The 21,341-nt window shown below is 68.4% G+C and carries 18 protein-coding genes; 15 read left to right on the forward strand and 3 right to left on the reverse strand.

The features are described from left to right. Positions 1 to 43: 43 nt before the first annotated feature. The 11 genes from ABMY26_RS10045 to ABMY26_RS10095 all read left to right on the forward strand — a co-directional run bounded on the left by ABMY26_RS10045 (position 44) and on the right by ABMY26_RS10095 (position 12,692). A complete protein-coding gene (locus ABMY26_RS10045; protein WP_372395552.1) occupies positions 44 to 943 on the forward strand; it encodes a CoA transferase subunit A in 900 nt (299 codons plus the stop codon). After that, entirely contained in the window at positions 940 to 1,743 is an 804-nt protein-coding gene (locus tag ABMY26_RS10050) for a CoA-transferase subunit beta (protein ID WP_372395553.1), read from the forward strand. Before ABMY26_RS10045 ends, ABMY26_RS10050 begins: the two co-directional genes overlap by 4 nt. A gap of 85 nt (positions 1,744 to 1,828) precedes the next feature. Next, positions 1,829 to 3,019 carry a CaiB/BaiF CoA transferase family protein gene (locus ABMY26_RS10055; protein WP_372395554.1) on the forward strand — a complete coding sequence of 397 codons (1,191 nt, stop codon included), beginning with the start codon at positions 1,829 to 1,831 and terminating at the stop codon, positions 3,017 to 3,019. A gap of 43 nt (positions 3,020 to 3,062) precedes the next feature. Then, entirely contained in the window at positions 3,063 to 4,595 is a 1,533-nt protein-coding gene (locus tag ABMY26_RS10060) for a sugar ABC transporter ATP-binding protein (RefSeq protein ID WP_372395555.1), read from the forward strand. Then, positions 4,582 to 5,580, forward strand: coding sequence for an ABC transporter permease (locus tag ABMY26_RS10065; RefSeq protein WP_372395556.1), 999 nt, complete (start codon positions 4,582 to 4,584; stop codon positions 5,578 to 5,580). The genes ABMY26_RS10060 and ABMY26_RS10065 overlap by 14 nt, the downstream gene beginning before the upstream one ends. Positions 5,581 to 5,636: 56 nt before the next feature. Continuing rightward, complete coding sequence (locus ABMY26_RS10070) at positions 5,637 to 6,662, forward strand: substrate-binding domain-containing protein (protein WP_372395557.1); 1,026 nt, start codon at positions 5,637 to 5,639, stop codon at positions 6,660 to 6,662. A 111-nt stretch (positions 6,663 to 6,773) separates the two neighbouring features. Further along, positions 6,774 to 7,673, forward strand: coding sequence for a CoA transferase subunit A (locus tag ABMY26_RS10075; RefSeq protein WP_372395558.1), 900 nt, complete (start codon positions 6,774 to 6,776; stop codon positions 7,671 to 7,673). Then, complete coding sequence (locus tag ABMY26_RS10080; RefSeq protein ID WP_372395559.1) at positions 7,670 to 8,491, forward strand: hypothetical protein; 822 nt, start codon at positions 7,670 to 7,672, stop codon at positions 8,489 to 8,491. The genes ABMY26_RS10075 and ABMY26_RS10080 overlap by 4 nt, the downstream gene beginning before the upstream one ends. A gap of 35 nt (positions 8,492 to 8,526) precedes the next feature. Further along, entirely contained in the window at positions 8,527 to 10,530 is a 2,004-nt protein-coding gene (locus ABMY26_RS10085; protein WP_372395560.1) for an aldo/keto reductase, read from the forward strand. Next, positions 10,527 to 11,492: a hypothetical protein gene (locus ABMY26_RS10090; protein ID WP_372395561.1), complete on the forward strand. Its 966-nt coding sequence runs from the start codon at positions 10,527 to 10,529 to the stop codon at positions 11,490 to 11,492. The genes ABMY26_RS10085 and ABMY26_RS10090 overlap by 4 nt, the downstream gene beginning before the upstream one ends. Before the next feature lie 204 nt (positions 11,493 to 11,696). Beyond that, entirely contained in the window at positions 11,697 to 12,692 is a 996-nt protein-coding gene (locus ABMY26_RS10095; RefSeq protein WP_372395562.1) for an MDR family oxidoreductase, read from the forward strand. Positions 12,693 to 12,735: 43 nt separating this feature from the next. On the opposite strand, the gene ABMY26_RS10100 is transcribed toward ABMY26_RS10095, so the two are convergent. Next, complete coding sequence (locus tag ABMY26_RS10100; RefSeq protein WP_372395563.1) at positions 12,736 to 13,476, reverse strand: FadR/GntR family transcriptional regulator; 741 nt, start codon at positions 13,474 to 13,476, stop codon at positions 12,736 to 12,738. Between the two features lie 238 nt (positions 13,477 to 13,714). Between ABMY26_RS10100 and ABMY26_RS10105 the strand changes: the two genes are divergently transcribed. The 4 genes from ABMY26_RS10105 to ABMY26_RS10120 are packed head-to-tail and all read left to right on the forward strand — an operon-like array spanning position 13,715 to position 18,518. Beyond that, entirely contained in the window at positions 13,715 to 14,944 is a 1,230-nt protein-coding gene (locus tag ABMY26_RS10105) for an ABC transporter substrate-binding protein (RefSeq protein ID WP_372395564.1), read from the forward strand. A 17-nt stretch (positions 14,945 to 14,961) separates the two neighbouring features. Continuing rightward, positions 14,962 to 16,197, forward strand: coding sequence for an MFS transporter (locus ABMY26_RS10110; protein ID WP_372395565.1), 1,236 nt, complete (start codon positions 14,962 to 14,964; stop codon positions 16,195 to 16,197). 45 nt (positions 16,198 to 16,242) lie between these two features. Continuing rightward, the gene (locus tag ABMY26_RS10115; RefSeq protein ID WP_372395566.1) at positions 16,243 to 17,082 is read left to right on the forward strand and encodes an enoyl-CoA hydratase/isomerase family protein; all 840 of its coding nucleotides are present in this window, start codon (positions 16,243 to 16,245) and stop codon (positions 17,080 to 17,082) included. Further along, positions 17,079 to 18,518 carry a class I adenylate-forming enzyme family protein gene (locus ABMY26_RS10120; protein WP_372395567.1) on the forward strand — a complete coding sequence of 480 codons (1,440 nt, stop codon included), beginning with the start codon at positions 17,079 to 17,081 and terminating at the stop codon, positions 18,516 to 18,518. The genes ABMY26_RS10115 and ABMY26_RS10120 overlap by 4 nt, the downstream gene beginning before the upstream one ends. A gap of 335 nt (positions 18,519 to 18,853) precedes the next feature. Here the strand turns inward: ABMY26_RS10120 and ABMY26_RS10125 are convergent, their stop codons facing one another. Together ABMY26_RS10125 and ABMY26_RS10130 are read right to left on the reverse strand one after the other, a co-directional pair. Beyond that, positions 18,854 to 19,621 carry an enoyl-CoA hydratase/isomerase family protein gene (locus ABMY26_RS10125; protein WP_372395568.1) on the reverse strand — a complete coding sequence of 256 codons (768 nt, stop codon included), beginning with the start codon at positions 19,619 to 19,621 and terminating at the stop codon, positions 18,854 to 18,856. 59 nt (positions 19,622 to 19,680) lie between these two features. Beyond that, a complete protein-coding gene (locus ABMY26_RS10130; RefSeq protein WP_372395569.1) occupies positions 19,681 to 21,306 on the reverse strand; it encodes a class I adenylate-forming enzyme family protein in 1,626 nt (541 codons plus the stop codon). Positions 21,307 to 21,341: the final 35 nt, after the last annotated feature.

Here is a 21,341-nt window from a genome sequence, read left to right on the forward strand (position 1 = left end):
CAGTCGCGGCGGACCCTTGCCCCCTCTGACGCGCGGCAGGTTCATGAAAGAAAAGCTCACAACCCTTTCCGATGCGGTCCGCCGCATCCCCTCCGGCAGCCGCGTGGCGTTCGGGGGAAACATCATGCGGCGGCAACCCAATGCCGCGGTCCGTGAAATGATCCGCCAGGGCATCGGCGACCTGACGGTCTATGCCTTCGCCACCGGCCTGTCGGTGGACATGCTGGCGGCGGCCGGCCTGCTGCGGCGGTACGAGGGCGTCTATGTCGGCCTGTTCTGGCACGGGCTCGCCCCCAATTTCCGCCGCGCCGTCGAAGCCGGCCGCGTCGAGGTGCGGGACTTCTCCGAATCCTCGATCGTCGCCCGGTTCCAGGCGGCCTGCAGCGGGCTGAGCTACATGCCGGTCAAGGCGCTGCTCGGCACCGACATGATGCGCCAGGATCCCGGCATCGTGATGGAGACGGCCTGTCCCTTCACCGGCGAGCCTTACGCCGCGGTGCGGGCCGTCGATGCCGAGTTCACGGTCATGCACGGCTATCGTGGCGACCGTTTCGGCAACATCCAGTGGCCGCTGGCGCGCGATGCCGACGATGTCGACCAGATCATCGCCCGCGGGTCGCGCCGGCTGATCGTGACGGTCGAGGAGATCGTCGACCATGAGGAGATCATCCGCCAGCCGAACCTGACCTACATCCCGGCCCAATGGGTCGAGGCGGTCGCCCTGGCCCCGTTCGGGGCGCATCCGCTGGCGTGCGACACCATCCATGACGAGGATGTCGACCATATCCGCGCCTATGCACAAGCCGGCGCGACCCCCGAAGGCGCGCGCGCCTATCTGGATGCGTATGTTCACGGCGGCCCGACGCATGACGACTATCTGATGCGCTTCGGCGGCAGGGACGCACTCGAAGCGCGCCTCTCGGTGCGGAGGAGCGGAGCGTGAGCGACCATACCGTCAATGAACTGATGGCCGCGGTCATCGCGCGCGAAATCGCCGACGACGACCTCGTGTTCACCGGCGTCGGCACCGCCGGGCGTCCCTTCACCCTGGCGGTCGGGCTGCCGGTGGTGGCGACGAGGCTGGCGCAGGCCGCCCACGCCCCCGGGGCGTCGCTCTATTGGGGCAACCTCCTGACGCCGGATCTCGACCGCATGCCGGACAGCTGGCTGCAGGACAGCTTCACCCGCTGGCCGTGCGCCAGCCAGCTGACCGAGACATCGCAGAAGATCGACATGCTGGCGCGGTGCCGCTTCGATGTCTCGTTCGAATCCGCCGCGCAGGTCGACCGCTTCGGCAACCTCAACATCACGCGGATCGACCATCCCGACGGCCGCCTGAAGACGAGGCTGATCGGCTGCCTGGCGCAGCCGGAACACCTCGCCTTCGTGCGCAAGCCGATCATCGTGGTCGACCTGTCGCCCCGCGTCTTCGTCGAGGCGGTGGACTACGTCACCAGCTTCGGCCACCAGCGGCATGGCGTGACCAGGGAGCGTTACCGCCTTCCCGGGCCGGGCCCGCAGCTGGTCGTCACCGACAAGGCGGTCTTCGACTTCCAGGGCGACGGGGGAGCGATGCGGCTCCGCACCCTTCATCCCGGCGTGACCGTCGACGAGGTGCTCGGCCTGATGGGCTTCCGCCCGGAGATTTCCGCGACCCTGACCGAAACGCAGCCGCCGACCGCCGAACAAATCCGGCTGATCCGCAGCCACATCGACCCGGGACTGTCGCTGCTGCGCGCCTGACCGGTGGCCGGCCACGGCACGGCCGGCTGGAAAATACGGCCGGCTATAACAGCGGCCGGCGATAGAAACGATTTTATTGGGAGGCATGATGACCAGACCCCTGGCGGGCCTGAAGGTGCTCGACCTGTCCCGCTACATCGCCGGTCCGCACTGCGCAACCGTCCTGGGCGATCTCGGCGCCGATGTCGTCAAGGTGGAACGGCCGCAGCTGGGCGACGACACCCGAACCTTCAAACCGGAACTCGGCGGCGAAAGCCTCTATTTCCTGATGTTCAACCGCTCCAAGCGGGGGATGACGCTCGACTTCCGCAATCCGCAGGCCCAGGAGCTGCTGCGCCGGCTGGCGCGCGAGGCCGATGTCCTGGTCGAGAATTTCCGGCCCGGCACCATGGAGCGGATGGGATGCGGCTGGGAGGAGTTGCACGCGATCAATCCCCGCCTCGTCATGGCGCGGATCTCAGGCTTCGGCCAGAACAACTCGATGTCGAGCCGCCCCTGCTTCGACGGGGTGGCGCAGGCGACCACCGGCCTGATGGACCTGACCGGCGACCCCGACGGTCCGCCGATGATGGCCGGAACCTTCGTGGTCGACTATAGCACCGCCCTCTATGCCGCGATCGGCATCCTCGCCGCGCTGCAGAACCGCGAGCGGACCGGAACCGGCGAGATGGTGGACGTCAGCCTGATGGGCAGCGCCGCATCCCTGCTGATGACGGCCCTGCCGGAATGCCTGCTGCTGGGCGAGCCGCCCACCCGGCGTGGCAACCGCGACCGCTACACCGCACCGGCCAACGTGTTCCGGGCGGCGGACGGGGCCTGGATGCTGGTCCAGGCGGGCAACGAGCAGCTGTTCAAACGCTTCGCCGCCATGATCGGCCGTCCGGAGCTGCTGGACGATCCCCGTTTCGCCACGCTGGCGGCCCGGATGGAGAATGTCGAGGCGGCGGAGGCGCTGGTTGCCGGCTGGGTCGCCGGACTTGCGGCCGACGAGGCGGTCCGCCGCCTGGGCGAGGCGGAGATACCCTGCGCCAAGGTCTCCACCGTCAGCGACATCGCCGCGAACGCCTACATGCGGGAAGCCGGGAACATCATCGACGTCGAGCACCCCGCGGTCGGTCCGGTGCCGATGAGCGGCCCGGTCGTCCGGGTCGGCAGCGGGCGGCATGCCGTCGAGCCTGCGCCGACGCTGGGCCAGCACACCGACGAGGTGCTGGCCGATTGGCTCAAGCTTACTCCCGACGATGTCGCCGTCCTCAGGTCGAACCGGGCCGTCTGAGGATCCTTGGACGGCCCGTCGAAGATAGGAAGGGGAGGAAAGCATGGAGCAGTCAGCGCCTTTGCTCAGCGTCAGGGGGATCACCAAGAGCTTCGGCCCCACCACCGTGTTGCGCGATGTCGACTTCGACGTTTTTCCCGGCGAGATCCATGCGCTGATCGGCGAGAACGGGGCAGGCAAGTCGACGCTGATGAACATCGTCAGCGGCACCTTCCCGCCGACCTCCGGAACCATCCGGGTCGACGGGCGGGACCGTCCGATCGCGTCTCCCGGCGAGGCGATCGACCTCGGCATCGCCATGATGCATCAGGAACCGAAGGTCGCCGGCCCGCTCAGCGTCGCGGAGAACGTCTTCATGGGACGGTTGCCGACGCGCGGCGGCATCTTCCTCGACCGGCGCACCCTCAACCGCACCGTCGACCCTGTGCTGAGCGACATCGGGGCCGGCTTCACCGCCGCCACGCCGGTCGAACGGCTGAGCGTGGCGCAGCGCCAGCTGGTGCAGCTTGCCCGCGCGATCACGCAGAATGCCCGCCTGATCGTGCTGGACGAGCCGACCGCCAGCCTGACGCCTGTCGAGGTCGCGACGCTGTTCGGCCTGATGCGGCGGCTCACCGCCCGGAACGTGGCCTTCATCTACATTTCCCACCATATGGACGAGGTGATGGCGGTCGCCGACCGCGTGACGGTCCTGCGCGACGGCAGCCGGGTGGCGACGAAACGGGTGGCCGAGACCAGCAAGGCGGAGTTGATCCGCCTGATGGTCGGCCGGGAGCTGGGATCGCACTTCCCGCCGCGGCGGCCCTGCCGTCCCGGCGACGTCGTGCTGGAGGCGAGCAACCTGTCCGGTCCCGGATTCCGGGACGTGTCGCTGACCTTGCGCCGGGGCGAGATCGTCGGGCTGGCCGGGCTGGTCGGGGCCGGCCGCACCGAACTGGCCCGGGTGCTGTGCGGCGCCCGGCGGCCCACCGCAGGGGAAATCCGGCTGGAGGGCAGGGCGGTGCGCCATGCCGCGCCGGCCGATGCGGTTGCCGGCGGCATCGCCTATCTGGCGGAGGACCGGCGGGATTCCATCCTGCGGCCGCTGACCGTCCAGCAGAACATCACCCTGGCCGCCCGTTCGCAGTTCTCCCGCGGTGTTTTCGTCGATGCCCGGCGGGAGCGCAGCACGGCCAGCGACTTCGTCCGCCGGCTCAACATCGCGACCTCGTCGATCCATCAGCCCGCCGGCCAGCTCAGCGGCGGCAACCAGCAGAAATGCGTCATCGCCCGCTGGCTGCTCAGGCAGCCCAAGGTGATCCTGTTCGACGAGCCGACCCGCGGCATCGACGTCGGCGCCAAGCGGGAAATCTACGGCTTCATCCACCAGCTGGCCGAACAGGGCTGCGCGATCCTGATGATCTCCTCCGAACTTCCGGAGGTCATCGGCATCAGCGACCGCGTCATGGTCATGTGCGAGGGCCGCATCAGCGGCGAGCTTGCCGCCGCCACCGCCACCGAAACCGCCGTCATCGAACTGGCGGTTCCCCGAAGCCGCCCCCAGGAAGAGAGGACGGTCCGACATGTCCAACAGTGATCCCCAGGCAGCCGCCCTGATGATGGGCGCCCCGCAGTCTCCCGCCGCCGCCCTGCGCGCGGTGATCGCCCGCCACACGGTGGCGCTGACCAACATCCTGGCGCTGGTCCTGCTGCTGGTGATCGGCAGCATCCTGTCGCCCCATTTCCTCAGCACCCAGAACATCTTCAATGTGCTGCGCGGCGCCAGCATGGTCGGCATCGTCAGCATCGGCATGACCTTCGTCATCCTGAACCGTGGCATCGACCTGTCGGTCGGCTCCCTGGTCGGGGTGTCGAGCGTCCTGATGGCCGGGATGATGCCGTGGGGCGTCGTCGGATGGGGGGTGCTGCCGATCCTGGCCGCCGTCGCGCTGGGCGTCATGAACGGACTGCTGATCACGGTCTGCCGGCTGCAGCCCTTCATCGCCACGCTGGGCATGATGATCTTCGCCCGCGGGCTGGTCTACATCTATTCCGACGGCAGTCCGATCGTGGCGTCGGGCGCGCCGGCGGCGGTCGGCACGTTGGGCTCGGGCTATCTCGGCCCGGTGCCGGTGCCGGTCCTGGTCTTCCTGGTCTGCGCGGTGGTCGGCCATCTGGTGTTGCGCAGCACGATCTTCGGCCGCGAGATCTACGCGGTCGGCGCCAACGAGGAGGCCGCCCGCCTGTCGGGCATCCGCACCAAGCTGAACCAGATCAAGGTCTATGCGGTCAGCGGCCTGCTCGCCGGGATCAGCGGCATGGTCCTGACCGCCCGTCTCGGCGTCGGCGATCCCAATGCCGGGCAGATGTACGAGCTGGACGCCATCGCCGCCTGCCTGATCGGCGGCACCACCTTCGACGGCGGCGTCGGCACGGTGCGCGGCACGGTGATCGGCGTGCTGATCCTGGCCTTCCTGTCCAACATCCTGAACCTGCTCGGCATATCGCCCTACACGCAGATGCTGCTGAAGGGGCTGATCATCATCGCGGCCGTCATCGTCAGCGAATTCCGCAAGCGCTGAGGACGACCACGCACGCCACCGACACTTCAAATCCAAAAGAAAAGGGAGGAACCGAAATGGCCACCGACAAGACCGTCACCCTCGACCGCCGGCGCCTGATCCAGGCGGGTGCGCTCGGCGCCGCGGGGCTCGCCATGCCCTGGATCGCCCGTCCGGCCTTCGCGCAGTCCGCCGCCGGCAAGACCATCGGCTTTTCCCAGTCCTTCGTCACCACCGAGTGGATCCGCCAGCAGCGCCAGGGCGTGCTCGACACCGCCAGGAAGTTCGGGCTGGAGACGGTGGTGCTGGACGCCGCCAACCGGCCGGCCAAGCAGGTCGGCGACATCGAGGATCTGGTGACCCGCCGGGTCGACGCGATCCTGATCAGCACCTATTTCTCCGAAGCGGTCGCCCCGGCGATCCGCGAGGCCAACCGCGCCGGCATCCCGATCATCGTGCTCAGCTCGGGCCTGGTCGGCGACGTCGACTGGACCGTGCATCTCAGCGTGGATACCTACGCCTCGGCCAAGACGGCGGGCGAGTATTTCGTCAAGCGGCTGGACGGCAAGGGCAACCTGATCCAGGTCGAGGGTTCCCCCGGCTCCACGGTCAACCAGAACCGCGGCAAGGGCTGGCACGAGGTGGTCGACAAGGTGCCGGGATTCAAGCTCGCCGGGCGCGTCATGGCCGACTACGACCGTGCCAAGGCGCTGAAGGGGATGGAGGACATGCTCCAGTCCAACGCCAGGATCGACGCGGTCTATGCGCATTCCGAGGACATGGCGCTGGGCGCCATCCAGGCGATCCGCGAGGCCGGGCGGTCGAAGGAGATGTTCGTCACCGGCTATGACGGGGTCGCGACGGAAACGCTGAAGGCGATCCACGACGGCGATCTCGCCATGGTCATGTCCTACCATCCGTTCGGCGTCGAAGGGGTCGAGGCGGCGGTGCGGGTCCTGGAGAAGAAGCCGATTCCGAAGACGATCGCCTTCTCCGCGCCGATGATCGACAAGACCAACATCGCCGACTATTACGACGCGGCGGCCGGCAAGGCCAAGCTTGCCCCGTCCCGGCTGGCCGCGATGAACCTCGCGGACAAGTAGCCGCCCGTCCTTCCCGCCGCGCCGGATGCGGCGGCCACGGCGGGAAGGGCGCCTCCCATCAAATCCCCTCAGCCGCGGGCGGTCGCCCGTCGGGATCGACAAGGTGCGCGCATGAGCTCTCCCGGTAACAGGATCGGCACCATGGCCGAGGCCGTGGCGCTGGTGCCCGACGGCACCCGCCTGGCACTCGGCGGTTTCGCCAACTACCAGCGGCCGATGGCCTTCGTCCGCGAACTGGTGCGGCAGCGCCGACGGAACCTCACCCTCGTCGGGATGGTCAGCGGACTGGAGACCGACATGCTGATCGGGGCCGGCGCGCTGTCGCGGCTGGAAACCTCCTATGTCGGGCTGGAGAAATACGGGCTGGCCCGCAATTTCCGCCGCGCCTGCGAGGGCGGGACGCTCGACATGGTCGATTATCCCGAGGTGCTCAGCTTCGACCGCTTCCGCGCCAGCCGCGAGAATTTCAGCTTCTGGCCGTGCGATTATCTCGGCGGCACCGATATTCTCACCCACAACAGCGACATCAAGCCGTTCGACTGTCCGCTGACCGGGCGCAGGCTCTATGCCGTTCCCCCGGCGGCCCCGCAGGTCGCGGTGATCCACGCGCTGTGCGCTGACGCGGCGGGCAACGTCCTGATGCCCAGCCACCGGCTGCTGCCGCAGACGCTCGACCTCGACGTCGCCGGCAGCTGCGACACGCTGATCGTCACCGTGGAGCGGATCGTGCCGGAAAGCTTCATCCGCCGCCATTCCGCCCTGAACCAGCTTCCCTCCTACCGCACGGCCCTGGTGGTGGAGGCGCCGTGCGGCGCCCACCCCACGCCGACGCTGGGCCGCTGGCTGACCGATGGGGACCACATGGAACGCTATGTCGCCGCCTCCGGCTCGGCCGAGGGGTTCGCCGCCTACCTCGACGACTGGGTGTTCGGCACCGCCGACCAGGCGGCCTATCTGGACCGGCTGGGAACCGCAAGGCTCACCGCCCTTGTGGAGTTCGACGCGCTATGAGAACCGGTCCCGCGACGATCCCCGAAACCATCGCCGCCCAGCTCGCCCGCAGCTTCCGGGATGGCGAGGTCGGCTTCACCGGTCTGGTGACCGGGGAGGCCGCGACCCTGTACGGAACCACCATTCCGCTCGCCGCCATGCTGCTGGCCCGGCGGATGCACGCCCCCAACCTCACCGTCCTGCTGGCCGGCTGGTCGCACAATCCTGATCTTTCGATGCTGGATGTCGTCCCGGATTCGGAATTCGACGCCGTGCTGCGCGACCTGCCCTGCGACGCCCAGGCGGTGACCTACCCCGGACAGATCCGGTTCAAGCGCGGCGACATCGATTTCGGCTTCAGCTCCGGAGCCCAGGTCGACCGCACCGGCTGCCTGAACAGCGTGTGCATCGGCGATTACCGCAAGCCGAAGGTCCGTCTGGTCGGGCCGATCCTCCAGCCGGAACACATGACCATCTTCGGCCGCGAATACATCATGATGCCGCACCACACGCGGCGGACCTTCGTCGACAAGGTCGATTACGTGTCCGGCGTCGGCTATCCCGGCGGCCTGGCCGGCCGGGCGGCGCTGGGGCTCCGGCATGGCGGTCCGGAGTGGATCGTCACGCCCCACTGCATCTTCGATTTCGACCGCGAGGGCGGCCGCGCCCGGTTGAGGAGCATCCACCGGGAAGAGGGCCGGGCAACGCTACCGGAAGACACCGGCTTTGCGCTCGACGGCATCGAGGCCGCGCCGGTGACCGAAGTGCCGACCGATGAGGAACTGCGCCTGCTGCGCGGCACGGTCGATCCCAGGGGCATCCTGCTCGGCCGCGCCTGACCTCTGCTGGAGAACCATCCGATGGGAGTTGCCCGATGACCTCCACCCCGCTCCTGCGCTGGGGCATCCTCGGAACCGGCGCGATCGCCCGGCAGTTCGCCGACGCGCTTGCCACCTGCAAGCGCGGCCGGCTGGTTGCCGTGGCCAGCCGGCAGCCTGCCGACGGCCTTGCCGACAGCTTCGGCGGCGTCACCGTCCATGCCGGCTATGCCGCGCTGCTGTCCGATCCGGACATCGATGCCGTCTATGTCGCCACCCCGCACCCCGGCCACGCGGAATGGGCGATCCGGGCCTGCGAGGCCGGAAAGCATGTTCTGTGCGAAAAGCCGCTGGCCATGAATGCGCCGGAGGCGATGGCGGTGGCCGATGCGGCGGAGCGGGCCGGCGTCGTCGCGATGGAAGCGTTCATGTACCGCGGCCATCCGCAGACCCGGCGGCTGATCGACCTCATCGCATCCGGGGCCATCGGCGAGGTCACGCTGATCCAGGCGGCCTACGGCTATCATACCGACTTCGCGGCCGGGAAACGCCATTTCGATCCGCAGCTCGGCGGCGGCGCGATCCTCGACGTCGGTTGCTATTGCGTCTCGATGTGCCGCCTGATCGCCGGGGTCGCCGCCGGCAAGCCCTTCGCCGAGCCGGTCGGGATCCAGGCGCAGGGGCACCTCGGCCCGACCGGGGTGGATGAACGGGCGACCGCGCTGCTGCGCTTCCCCGGCGGCCTGTTGGCGCACATGGCCGTCAGCATCACCACCGTGCAGGACAACACCCTGCGCATCTACGGCACGGCGGGACGGATCGAGCTGCGGTCCCCGTGGTTCTGCTCCGGCAAGACCGGCGGCATCGGCACCATCCTGTTGACCAGCCGTTCCGGCGCGGTCGAGACCATCGAGGTCGAGACGACGGACTGGCTCTACGCGCTGGAGGCCGACCTGTTCGCCGATGCGGTGGCGACCGGGGCCGTCCCCTGGCCGGCGCCCGGTCCGGCCGACAGCATCGGCACCATGCGCGTGCTCGACGACTGGCGGCGGGCGATCGGTCTCGACTATCCCTGTGAGCACCCGGGCCGGCGGGAAACCGCCGCCGGCCGTCCGCTCCGGCGCCCGGTGGATGCGGCGATGCCTTATGACGACGGTCTCGGCCTGGGCAAGCCGGCGTCGCGGATCGTCACCGGCGGCATGGCGCTCAAGTCCTTTCCGCTGGCCGCCGCCGTCTACGACGCCTTCTTCGAGGCCGGCGGCACCATGTTCGACACCGCCTACGTCTATGGGCAGGGGGAGGTGGACCGGCTGCTCGGCCAGTGGCTGCGCAGCCGCGGCGTGCGCGAGGAGGTGGTCCTGATCGCCAAGGGCGCCCACACCCCGCATTGCCGTCCGGACGCCATCCGTCCCCAGCTGATGGAGTCCCTGGACCGGCTGGGGACCGACCATGTCGAGCTGTACTTCATGCACCGCGACGACCCATCGGTGCCGGTGGGCGAGTTCGTCGACGTGCTCGACGCCCTGGTCCGGGAGGGCCGCATCGGACGGTTCGGCGGGTCCAACTGGACCATCGCGCGGATGGAGGAAGCCAAGGCCTATGCGTCCCGCAACGGCAGGCAGGGGTTCGACCTGCTGTCGAACAATTTCAGCCTCGCCGAGATGGTGGCGCCGATGTGGGAGGGCTGCATCGCCTCGTCGGACGATGCCAGCGTGGACTGGTTGACCAGGACGCAGACTCCGCTGTTCGCCTGGTCCAGCCAGGCCCGCGGCTTCTTCACCGACCGGGCGGGACGGGACCGGCGCGACGATCCGGTCATGGTCGACTGCTGGTACAGCGAAACGAATTTCGCCCGCCGCGACCGCGTGCACGACCTGGCGGCCCGCCTGGGCGTCACCCCGGCGCAGGTGGCGCTGGCCTGGCTGCTGGTCCAACCGCATCCGGTCTTTCCCATTGTCGGCCCGGCCACGCTGGGCGAACTGCGTGATTCCCTGGGGGCGCTTCGCGTCCGCCTCACCCCCGATCAAGCCGCCTGGCTCAAGTCCGGAGAGTCCCGATGACCGACTGGTCCTCCCTGCCCGAATTGTTCTCGCTCAAGACCGGTCCGCATCTGCGGGAGCCCACCTATGATGCCATCGTCGTGCCGGAGGAGGCGCCCGCCGTCCGCTATGTCGCCGACGACCGGGCGATCAAGGCCTATTGCTATGCGGTGGATTGCCACGACCCCTGGTATTTCGGACCGACCGAGCGGTTCGGCCTGCGGCTGGCACCCAGCGCCATGGTGCTCAAGGAGCTGATGTGGCTCTATCAGACCCAGTACGACCGCTCCCGCGTCCGCGGCTTCCACCAGCATGAGGATGCGGTCTTCCACGCGCCGGTGCCCGCCGGGACCGAGCTCATCCTCACCGGCCGCAACACCGAGAAGTTCACCAAGCGCGGCAAGGGCTATTTCCGCCACGTCAGCGAAGCCCGGGGTCGCGACGGGCGTCTCTACGTTTCGCAGGTCAATACCGAGATCATCGAACGGTCGCGGCCCGGCGTTCCCGATGACCCGGATACCCGCCGGGGGCAGCGTCCCACCATCGGATGGGATGCCGGGGCGATCGTCAGCGACCGTCCGTCGCCGGTTCCGCAGGCCGGCATGAGACTGGCCGAGGGGCACATCTGGGTCGACCGGGCGCAATCCGCGGTGTTCTCCGGTCTGGGCGACGGTTTCGTCAACCTTCACACGGATCTCGGCGTCGCTGCCGAGATGGGGTTTCCCGATCTGGTGGTGCAGGGGCTGGTCAGCGTGTGCTGGCTGTCGGAAGCGTTGACCCGGTGGGCCGGTCCTGCCTGGCTGTCCGGCGGCGGACTGTCGGCGACCTTCCTGAAGCCGATGCTGGCAGGCCGGGGCGCCGCGGTGCGGACCATGGTGGCGTCCGCGTCGCAGGAGGGGGCGGTGACGCTGGAAACCGCCTTTGTCGGTCAAGACGGCGATACGCACGCGGTCGCGTTCAGCCGCTTCGGGCATGGGTCATAGCGAGACGTTGTTGCATCGGGGCACCTTGGGCGTTGAGCACCCCACATTTCCGGGCGACGAAAAGCAGACACATATTTGTTTGACAAATAGGGCCCCGCTTCCTACCCTGCGGCATGGTCGAGCGCCTTGGACTGGAACCGCGACGTCGCGGGCGAGTTCCTTGGCGCTCCCTACATTCTTCCTCGTTGAAGGGATGATTCCACCGTGACCGACAGCTTCAAGGCCTTTGTCATCGAGGATTCCGGCGGCAAGCCCAAGGGGGGCTTCAAGCCGCTGTCCCTCGCCGATCTGCCCGACAACGACGTTCTGGTCGAGGTTTCCTATTCGACGGTCAACTACAAGGACGGGCTCGCCGCCACCGGCAAGAGCAAGATCGCCCGCAAGCTGCCGATGGTCGGCGGCATCGATCTGGCCGGCACCGTGGTGGAATCCCGGTCGCCCGACTGGAAAGCCGGCGACCGCGTCGTCGTCAACGGCTGGGGCCTGTCGGAAACCCAATGGGGCGGCTACAGCCGCTTCCAGCGCGTCAAGCCGGAATGGCTGATCCGCCTGCCCGACGCCTTCACCCTGGAAGAGGCGATGGGCATCGGAACCGCCGGTTACACCGCGTCGCTGTGCGTCGAGGCTCTCGAGAAATGGGGCACCATCCAGCCCGGCGGCGCGGAGGTCCTGGTCACCGGGGCCGCCGGCGGGGTCGGATCGGTCGCCGTCGCCCTGCTCGCCAAGCGCGGTTATGCGGTCACCGCCTCCACCGGGCGCCCGGACACCCATGATTATCTGCGCGGCCTGGGTGCCACGGGCTTCATCGACCGCTCCGCGCTGGCCGAGAAAGGCGCCCCGCTCCAGAAGGAGCGTTGGGCCGGCGGCGTGGATTCGGTCGGCGGCACGACGCTGGTCAACGCCCTGGCCCAGACCGTCTGGGGCGGTGCCGTCGCAGCCTGCGGTTTGGCGGGGTCGGCGGATCTTCCCGGTACGGTGCTGCCGCACATCCTGCGCAGCGTGGCGTTGATCGGGATCGATTCGGTGATGGCGCCGGCCGACCGCCGCGCGGTCGCCTGGGCACGGCTGGCGCGCGATCTCGACCGGGCGCATCTGGCGACCATGTACGAGGTCCACCCCTTCGAGGATTTGCCGGTTCTGGCGGAACGCATCCTCGCCGGTCAGATCCGCGGACGTGTCGTGCTCGACCTCAACGCCTGATACGGCGCAGGGCGCGGAACGCCTGATCCGGTGGGGCCGGGCGTTACCCCGTCCGTTCGGCCCGCCGGTCCAGCGCCTCGCGGTAGCGGTCGCGGATGTAGGCGACCAGATCGCCCAGAGCCGCCATGCCGGCGTCGGCGTCGCGGGTCTCCATGGCCTGAAGAATGCGCTCGTGAAAGATCACGATGGTCCGGCGCTCGCGCACCCGGAAAATCACCATGTTGCTGACCGGCTGAAGCGCCTCGACCACGGCGTGCATCAGGAAGGACAGCAGCGCATTGCCGGCGGCGTCGACCAGGGCGCGGTGGAACCGCACATCGGACGCGCAGAATTCCTCGTCGCTCAGCGCCACGTCGCGCTGGTGCGCCAACTCCCGCCGCATCCGGTCCAGATGCTCGTCGGTGCGCGCGACCGCCGCCAAACGGCAGCAGGCACCCTCCAACTCCAGCCGGGCGGTCGCCATGTCGTCGAGTTGGATGTCGCCGACCACCACCATCAGGGTCGTGGCGTTGGCGAGCGACCGCGCCGCCTCCTCCGGGGCCGGGCTCGCCACGAAGTTTCCGCCGGTCGGGCCGCGCCGCGAGCGGATCAGATGCTGGGCTGCCAGCCGCTTCAGCGCCTCGCGCACCGTCGGGCGGGAAACCTTGAAACGCTGGGCCAACTCCTCCTCGGTGGGCAGGCGCTCGTCGACCTTCAGGCGGCCATCCATGATCGCCGCCCGCAGCGTGTCGGCGATCTGCTTGGCCGCGCTCGTCGTGACGACGGTTTCGAATTCCACTGGCATGCCGTCTGCTCTTTCGCTCTCGTCCGGCTCGACCTTAGCACAGCCGACGATGGCACGGGGGATTAAAAGAAAAGCCTTTATTTGTTTGACAAATGTTTGTTTGTGTTTCTAACTGTTTGTGTTCATACATAATCTGATGGCCATCGCCTTCGCCTTCCTTCATCCCGGACAAAGGCGGCCCAAGCGGCGGCCGCCGACGAGCGAATGGCGCAACCGGCCAACCCATGGGAGGAAATTCATGCGTCTTTTCGCAACGGCCGCCGTGACAGTCACGTCGATCATCGCCGCCGCGCTGCCCGCGGCCGCGCAGGACCTGCCGGTGTTCCGCGTCGGCGTGCTGAACGACCAGTCCGGCCTCTATTCCGACATCGCCGGCATCGGCTCGGTCGAAGCGGCACGGATGGCGGTGGAGGATTTCAAGCCGGAAACCAAGGGCTTCCGCGTCGAGATCCTGGCGGCCGACCACCAGAACAAGACCGACATCGGCGCTGCCGTCACCCGGTCCTGGTTCGACCAGCAGAACGTCGACGTGGTGGCCGACGTGCCGACCTCCTCGATCGCGCTCGCCGTCTCGGAGATCGCCAAGGCCAAGGACAAGGTCTTCCTGATCGCCAGCGCCGGCACGTCGGATCTCACCGGCAAGGCCTGTTCGCCCAACAACGTGCACTGGACCTACGACACCTGGGCGCTGGCCAACGGCACCGCCAAGGCGGTGATCGGCCAGGGCGGCGACAGCTGGTATTTCCTGACCGCCGACTACGCCTTCGGCCAGTCGCTGGAGCGGGATGCGGCCGAGATCATCAAGGCCAACGGCGGCAAGGTTCTGGGCGCCGTCCGCACGCCCTTCCAGACGCCCGACTTCTCGTCCTTCCTGATTCAGGCACAGAACAGCCGGGCCAAGATCATCGCGCTCGCCAACTCGGGCGGCGACACCGTCGCCTCGGTCAAGCAGGCGGCCGAGTTCGGCATCACCAGCAGCGGCCAGAAGCTGGCCGGGCTGCTGGTGTTCCTGACCGACGTCCATTCGATCGGGCTGGAGACGGCGCAGGGGCTGCTGCTGACCGAAGCCTTCTATTGGGACATGAACGAGGGGACGCGGGCCTGGACCAAGCGCTTCGTCCAGCGCAACAACGGCCGCTACCCGACGATGAACCAGGCCGGCACCTACGCGTCGGTGCTGCATTGGATGAAGACGGTCGCGGTGATGCCCGACAAGAAGGCGGCCCGTGTCGGCCACCAGACGGTCGCGGCGATGAAGGCGATGCCGACCGACGACCCGCTGTTCGGCAAGGGCAGCATCCGGGCCGACGGCCGCACCATCCATGACATGTATCTGTTCGAGGTGAAGAAGCCGTCCGAATCGAAGGGCCCCTACGACTATTACAAGCTTGTGCAGACCATTCCCGGCGATCAGGCTTTCCGTCCGCTGGCGACCTCGGAATGCCCGCTGGTCGCGACGACCAAGTGAACGGACGGGGCTGACCGATGGACGCCGTTCCTCTCAAGGGCACGACAGGCGGGATGGGCAAGCCCGTCTCCCTGACCCTGCTGCTGATCGCCGAGGTGGCGGCGATGTCCGTCTGGTTCGCCACGACCGCGTCGCTGGCCGACATCAAGGCCCACTGGACGCTGGGTCCCTTCCACGAAGCCTTGCTGACCAGCAGCGTGCAGGCGGGCTTCGTGGTGGGAACGCTGGTCAGCGCCCTGCTCAGCCTGCCCGACCGCATCGATCCGCGCCGGCTGTTCGCCGCCAGCGCGCTGGTGGCGGCGGTGGCCAATCTGGCGGTGCTGGCGCTGGAACCGACCGACGCCCTGCTGCCGGTCCTGCGCCTGCTCACCGGCCTGTGCATGGCCGGGGTCTATCCGGTCGGCATGAAGCTGGCGGCGACCTGGGCCAACCGCGACCTGGGGCTGCTGATCGGGCTGCTGATCGCGGCGCTGACCCTCGGATCGGCGTCGCCGCATCTGCTGGCGCTGCTGGGCGGCGTCGATTGGCGCGTGCCCTACGCCGCCGCCGCCGCCGGAGCGCTGCTGGCGGCGGTGACGGTGTGCTTCGTCGGCATCGGCCCGCAGGTGACGCGGGCGCCGCCGCTGCGGCTGGGCAACGCGCTGGAGGCCTGGCGCAACTACCCGCTGCGCCTCGCCAATCTCGGCTATCTCGGCCACATGTGGGAACTCTACGCCATGTGGGCGTGGCTGGCGCTGTTCCTGAACGAGAGCTTCGCGCTGTCGATGACGGACGGCGCCGGCGATGCGGCGAAGCTCGCCACCTTCGCCATCGTCGGGGCGGGGGCGCTGGGGGCGTTGGCCGGCGGCTGGTGCGCAGACCGCTGGGGGCGAACGCTGGTCACCTCCGCCGCCATGCTGGTCAGCGGCGCTTGCGCGCTCGGCATCGGTTTCCTGTTCGGCGGGCCGCCGGGGCCGATCGTCGCCGTCGGCCTGATCTGGGGGATCAGCGTCATCGCCGATTCCGGCCAATTCTCCGCGACGGTCGCCGAGCTGTCGGACCGCTCGCTGATCGGCACCATGCTGACCCTGCAAACCTGCGTCGGATTCCTGCTGACCCTGGTCAGCATCCATCTGATCCCCTACGCGGTGGAACTGGTCGGCTGGCGCTACGCCTTCGCGTTCCTCGCCATCGGGCCGGCGCTCGGCACGCTGGCCATGCTGCGGCTGCGCGCCCACCCGGCGGCGGTGCGCATCGCCGGCGGCAGGCGCTGACGGCCTCCCGCTTTCCTCCCTCTCGCTTCCGAAAAGGCTGACGGTATGAGCTACGACACCATCCGGTTGGAAACGCGCGGCGACGTCGCGTGGCTGGTGCTGAACCGGCCCGAACGCCTCAACGCCCTGAACCAGACCATGCTGGGCGAGATCAATGCCGCGCTCGACGTGGTGGAGGCGGACGACCGGCTGCGCGCCGTCGTCGTCACCGGGGCGGGCAGCGCCTTCTCCTCCGGCTTCGACCTGAAGGAGCAGATGGAGAACCAGCCCCGGGGGGTCGGGCAATGGCGCGGCCCGCTGCGCAAGGATTTCGACACGGTGATGCGCTTCTGGCATTTCCCCAAGCCGACCATCGCCGCCGTCAACGGCCATTGTCTGGCCGGCGCCTTCGAACTGGCCCTGGCCTGCGACATGACCATCACCGCCGACACCGCCGTGTTCGGCGAGCCGGAGCTGAAGTTCGGCGCCGGCATCGTGGTGATGCTGCTGCCCTGGATCGTCGGCCCCAAGCGGGCCAAGGAAATCATCATGACCGGTGCCGACCGCATCACGGCTGAGCGGGCCGAGCGCATCGGCATCGTCAACCGGGTCGTCGCCGGCGCGGCGCTGGAACGGACCGCCCTGGCCATGGCCCGTCATGTCGCCGCCGTGGATCCGATGCTGATGCGCCAGACCAAGCACGCCATCAACCGGACCTTCCAGATCATGGGCATGGGCGAGGCGCTGGAGGCGGCGCTCGACATCGACCTGCACATCGAGGGCGAGGGCTGCCCCGACAAGATCCAGTTCATGGAGATCGCCCGGCGCGAGGGGCTGCGGGCGGCGATCGCCTGGCGCGACGCCCGCTTTCCGCCGGACTCCGAAGCGGGGGAGGGCCGGGCATGATGCCGCCGCTGGCCGCCCTTCTCCTCGACGCCTTCCGCGACGGGCGGGATCCCTGCGTCGAGGATGCGAACCGCCGGCTGCGCGCCGCCGACCTGTCGACGCACGCCGCCGCCCTGGCGGACCGGCTGCGCGCCGCCGGCATCCGGCCCGACGAGCCGGTGCTGGTCCGCGTCGACGGAGCCGCCGCCGATTTCGCCAGCTTCCTCGGCGTCTGGCTGGCGGGCGGCGTGGCGGTGCCGATCCATGCCCGCGCGCTCGATGCCACCCGGCGCGACATCCAGGAGCGGACCGGCGTCCGGCTGACGGTCGACGGCGCGGCCGGAGCGCTGGCGGTCGACGGCCCGGCACCGCCCGACCGGCCGCTGTTGCGCGGGGCGGCGCTGATCATCTTCACCTCCGGCTCGACCGGCACGCCCAAGGGCGCGGTGCTCGGCCACGAGCGGTTCGCCGGCAAGATCCACGCCCTCCAGGCGATGCTGGGCTTCTCCGGGCAGTCCGTCGTCCTGCTGCCGTTGCAGATCACCTTCATCTTCGGCATCTGGGTCGGGCTGCTGGCGATGGCGTCGGGCGCCCGGCTGCGCATGATGCCCAGATTCACGCCCGCCCTGGCCCGCGCGGCGCTAGCCGACGGGGCGACCACCGCCGCCTTCGTGCCGACCATGATGCGCGCGCTGTTCGCCGACGCCGAGGGGCCGGGCAAGGCGCCCGCCCTGCGCCAGATCCTCACCGGTGGCGAGCCGCTCGGCGGCGGGTTGGGCCAGCGGATCGCCACGGCGTGGCCGACGGCGGGAGTCTTCGACCTCTATGGCCTGACCGAAACCGGATCCTGCGATTTCTGCCTGCGCCCCGACCAGCAGGCAGCCGGCGCCGGCTCCATCGGCCACCCCACCGGCGGGGTTGAGTACCGCATCGCCGCCCCCCCGGACGGCATGGAGGCGGACGGCATGGGGGAATTGCTGATCCGCAGCCCGTTCGGCATGCTCGGCTATCTCGACAATCCGGAACTGACCGCCGCGTCCTTCACCGACGGCTGTTTGCGCACCGGCGACCTCGCCCGCCAGCGGCCCGACGGTTTCGTCGAGCTGGTCGGACGCTCCAAGGAGGTGATTTCCCGTGGCGGCAACAAAATCGTGCCGCTGGAGATCGATCGCCTGTTCGCCGGCCATCCCGACGTCGCCGCCGCCTTGGCGACCGGTGTCCCCGATCCCGTGCTGGGCGAGCGCATCCATGTCCTTTTGGTGCCGCGTCCCGGCGCGGTGCTGGACCGTGACGCTCTGCTGTCCTGGGCGGCGGAGAGGATGGAGCGATACAAGCTGCCGGACGTCATCCATATCGGCGGCGACCTGCCGCTGGGCCGCACCGGCAAGGCCGACCGCAATGCCCTGCGCCTGTCCATCGTCGACGATGCCGCGACTTCGGCGCACAAATCGGCGTGAGGGCGGCTTCCGCCGGCAGCTGGCGGCGATCAGGCGGCCTTGCGGGAGAGCGGCATGCCGGGACCGGTCGTCCGATTGTTGACGGCGCAGGCCAAGAAGCACTGTGGTCCCTTGTGGATACCAGCTTCTTTCCCGGAGCGGGGTTCCGGCCGATGTCGGTCGGTACCCCGCTTCAGAAAAGCCCCTCACAGGTCCTTCAAAGGGGTGGGCTGCATCGGTTCGAGGTCCATGCCGGGTGCCGATTCACATCCGGAAGGTCAGCGGATGACCTCTATGGACAGGCTCCGGGTTGCCGGCTGTTCGATGGCGCCTGTCGTTACCGCCTGAGCCTATCGTCATTCACCGCCACCGAACACGGGAGCGCGTTTTTCCAGGAAGGCGCTGACCCCTTCACGGGCGTCGGCTTCCTTTTCCAGTTGACGGGCGACGGTCGCTTCATAGGCGGCCGCGGCCCCGACCCCCTCGAGTTCTCCCAGGATCACCCCGGCCTTGATCGCGGCGACCACTGAAGGGGAGTTCTTGGCAATGTCGCGCGCCAGGGCGAGGGCTTCGTTCAGAGCCTCGCCCTTTTCAGCCAGACGGTTGATGAAGCCGGTCCGGTAGGCCTCGTCGGCGTGCAGCGGGTTTGCCGTCAGCATCAGCTCCAGCGCGCGGGACGACGCCATCAGACGCGGCAGACGGCCGATCTGGCCACCCTCGGGCAGCATGCCGAGACGTGCCCCCGGCGAACCGAAGGTCGCGTTCCTGCTCGCCACCCGCAGGTCGCAGTTTACCGCCAGGATAAGGGCTGCGGCATAGCAATGGCCGTTGATCGCCGCGATCACCGGCTTGTGCAGGCTGCGCGGGCGCAGGAAGGGTTCCTCGCCCAGGTTGCTTTCGGCGTGCGCGCCGGACGCGATCTCGTTCAGGTCATGGCCGCTGGAGAAGGCGATGTCCCCGGCCCCGGTGACCACGATCACGCGCACCGCGTCATCGCTTTCCGCTTCGTTCAGGAGGCGGAGGAAGTCCGCCGCCATCTTCCCTTCGAACGCATTCCGCTTGCGTTCGTTGGAGATGGTCAGGATGCGGATCGCGCCCTCTGTCCGCGTAGAAATTTCGGGCATGGCAAAAGTCCTCATACAAGGCCGGCTGGCCTTTTCGGATTGGGTCGGTGGGGATGGCGTCAGCGCCAGATCTTGTCCTGCCGGTCATAGGCACCGACGCGAAGGTCGGGCTTCTCGGCAATCAGGTGCTTCTTCTGGACCCGCTGGGAGTCGGTCAGCGGGAAGCTGTCGCGGAACTCGTAGTAGCGGGGGACCTTGAACCCGGCGAGATGATGGGAACAGTGATCGGCGATGAATTCCGGCGTGCAGGAGTCCGGGGACACACCGGGGGCCAGCAGGATGTAGGCCTTGATCTCCTCGCCACGGTAATCGTCGGGCACCGGCACGATGGCGGCGTCCTGGATTTGGTCGAGCGTGCGCAGCACCACTTCGACCTCGCGCGCGGCGATGTTCTCGCCCATGCGGCGGACCATGTCCTTGGTGCGGCCAAGGATGTAGTGATAGCCCTTGGAATCCACGCGGCAAAGGTCGCCCGTGCGGAACCATCCGTCGGTGAAGGCGTCCGCCGTCGCTTCCTCGTTGCCGAAATAACCCTTGAGGATGCCACGGCCACGAACCCACAGCTCGCCCGTCTCGCCGGTCGGAACCGGCTTTCCGTCCTCGCCCGTGACCATCAGCTCACGGAAGGGCGCGGCCACGCCGCAGCTTCCCGAACCGGTCATCTCCGGCAGGCGATGGGCGGGGACGTAGCTGCCGCCGCCGATTTCGGTCATGCCGTAATATTCCTGGCCATACACGTTGAAACGGCGCTGGAAGTCGGCGTGGCTTTCGGGACCGAAGGCGAAGATCGTGGCGATCTTCAGCCTGTTGTCCGCGTCGCTCGGGCGCGGCGGCTGCTTGTAGACCATCTCGAACAGGGCGCAGTAATCGCATTCCAGCGCCGACACGTCGGACATGAAGCGCTTGGCACCCGGTTTGCGCGGGAAGAAGGCGCAGCCACCGCTGACCATGGCGTTCAGCAGGATGCGCTGCCCCACCATGTAGAAGAAGCTGGAGCCGACATAGAAGCGGCTGAGGTCGGTGGCGAAGAACTCGGTCGAGCTGATGCCGAGGCAGAGCCAATACTCGTTGCTGAGCATGCAGGCCTTGGAAAAGCCCGTCGTGCCCGAGGTGTATTGGAGGTTCAGCGTGGCATCCATGGACCGTGGGATCGCCGGAGCCCGGCGGCCACGGGCCTCGTCCATCAGGATCTGCCAGTTGCGATGACGGTCCGTCACCGCATCGCCGATCACGATGACGTGGGAGGGATCGAGCGTCACCGCTTCCAGCCTGTCCAGATGCGGCAGGAACTCCGCCTCCAGCACCATGTAGGCGGCGAGCGAGGTCTTCAGGACATACTCGACCTCGCGCGCGGTGTAGGTCGCGTTGACCGGCACCATCACCGCCTGAAGGCGCGACAGCGCCAGCCAGGTGACCGGGAATTCCTCGCGGTTCCACGACATCACCGCGACGTGGACACCCGGGCCGATGCCGACCGCGGAGAGGGCGGCGGCGGCGGTGTCGACCTTGGCCAGAACCTCGCCCCAGTTCCGCTCAACCCCATCGTCGAGGAAGCGCCAGGCGGGCGCCGTCGGGACGCGGGTCGCGGTATTCAGCAGCAGGTCATAGACTGAATCCGGAAGCGTCATCGCCTCCAGGCGTCGGGCGAGAGCATCGGGCTCTTCCCTGCGAAAATCTGAGAACATCACACTTTCCCCGGGTGATAGGGCCGTTGAGCGCG

Origin of the sequence: Azospirillum sp. HJ39 (genome assembly GCF_041507355.1) — a bacterium.
Classification (GTDB): Bacteria; Pseudomonadota; Alphaproteobacteria; order Azospirillales; family Azospirillaceae; genus Azospirillum; species Azospirillum thiophilum.

Coding starts and splice junctions, on each gene's coding strand:
- ABMY26_RS10045 (WP_372395552.1), top strand. CDS start 44: ATGAAAGAAAAGCTCACAACCCTTTCCGATGCGGTCCGCCGCATCCCC.
- ABMY26_RS10130 (WP_372395569.1), bottom strand. CDS start 21,306: ATGTTCTCAGATTTTCGCAGGGAAGAGCCCGATGCTCTCGCCCGACGC.
- ABMY26_RS10060 (WP_372395555.1), top strand. CDS start 3,063: ATGGAGCAGTCAGCGCCTTTGCTCAGCGTCAGGGGGATCACCAAGAGC.
- ABMY26_RS10090 (WP_372395561.1), top strand. CDS start 10,527: ATGACCGACTGGTCCTCCCTGCCCGAATTGTTCTCGCTCAAGACCGGT.
- ABMY26_RS10110 (WP_372395565.1), top strand. CDS start 14,962: ATGGACGCCGTTCCTCTCAAGGGCACGACAGGCGGGATGGGCAAGCCC.
- ABMY26_RS10080 (WP_372395559.1), top strand. CDS start 7,670: ATGAGAACCGGTCCCGCGACGATCCCCGAAACCATCGCCGCCCAGCTC.
- ABMY26_RS10070 (WP_372395557.1), top strand. CDS start 5,637: ATGGCCACCGACAAGACCGTCACCCTCGACCGCCGGCGCCTGATCCAG.
- ABMY26_RS10065 (WP_372395556.1), top strand. CDS start 4,582: ATGTCCAACAGTGATCCCCAGGCAGCCGCCCTGATGATGGGCGCCCCG.
- ABMY26_RS10075 (WP_372395558.1), top strand. CDS start 6,774: ATGAGCTCTCCCGGTAACAGGATCGGCACCATGGCCGAGGCCGTGGCG.
- ABMY26_RS10120 (WP_372395567.1), top strand. CDS start 17,079: ATGATGCCGCCGCTGGCCGCCCTTCTCCTCGACGCCTTCCGCGACGGG.
- ABMY26_RS10105 (WP_372395564.1), top strand. CDS start 13,715: ATGCGTCTTTTCGCAACGGCCGCCGTGACAGTCACGTCGATCATCGCC.
- ABMY26_RS10125 (WP_372395568.1), bottom strand. CDS start 19,621: ATGCCCGAAATTTCTACGCGGACAGAGGGCGCGATCCGCATCCTGACC.
- ABMY26_RS10055 (WP_372395554.1), top strand. CDS start 1,829: ATGATGACCAGACCCCTGGCGGGCCTGAAGGTGCTCGACCTGTCCCGC.
- ABMY26_RS10085 (WP_372395560.1), top strand. CDS start 8,527: ATGACCTCCACCCCGCTCCTGCGCTGGGGCATCCTCGGAACCGGCGCG.
- ABMY26_RS10100 (WP_372395563.1), bottom strand. CDS start 13,476: ATGCCAGTGGAATTCGAAACCGTCGTCACGACGAGCGCGGCCAAGCAG.
- ABMY26_RS10115 (WP_372395566.1), top strand. CDS start 16,243: ATGAGCTACGACACCATCCGGTTGGAAACGCGCGGCGACGTCGCGTGG.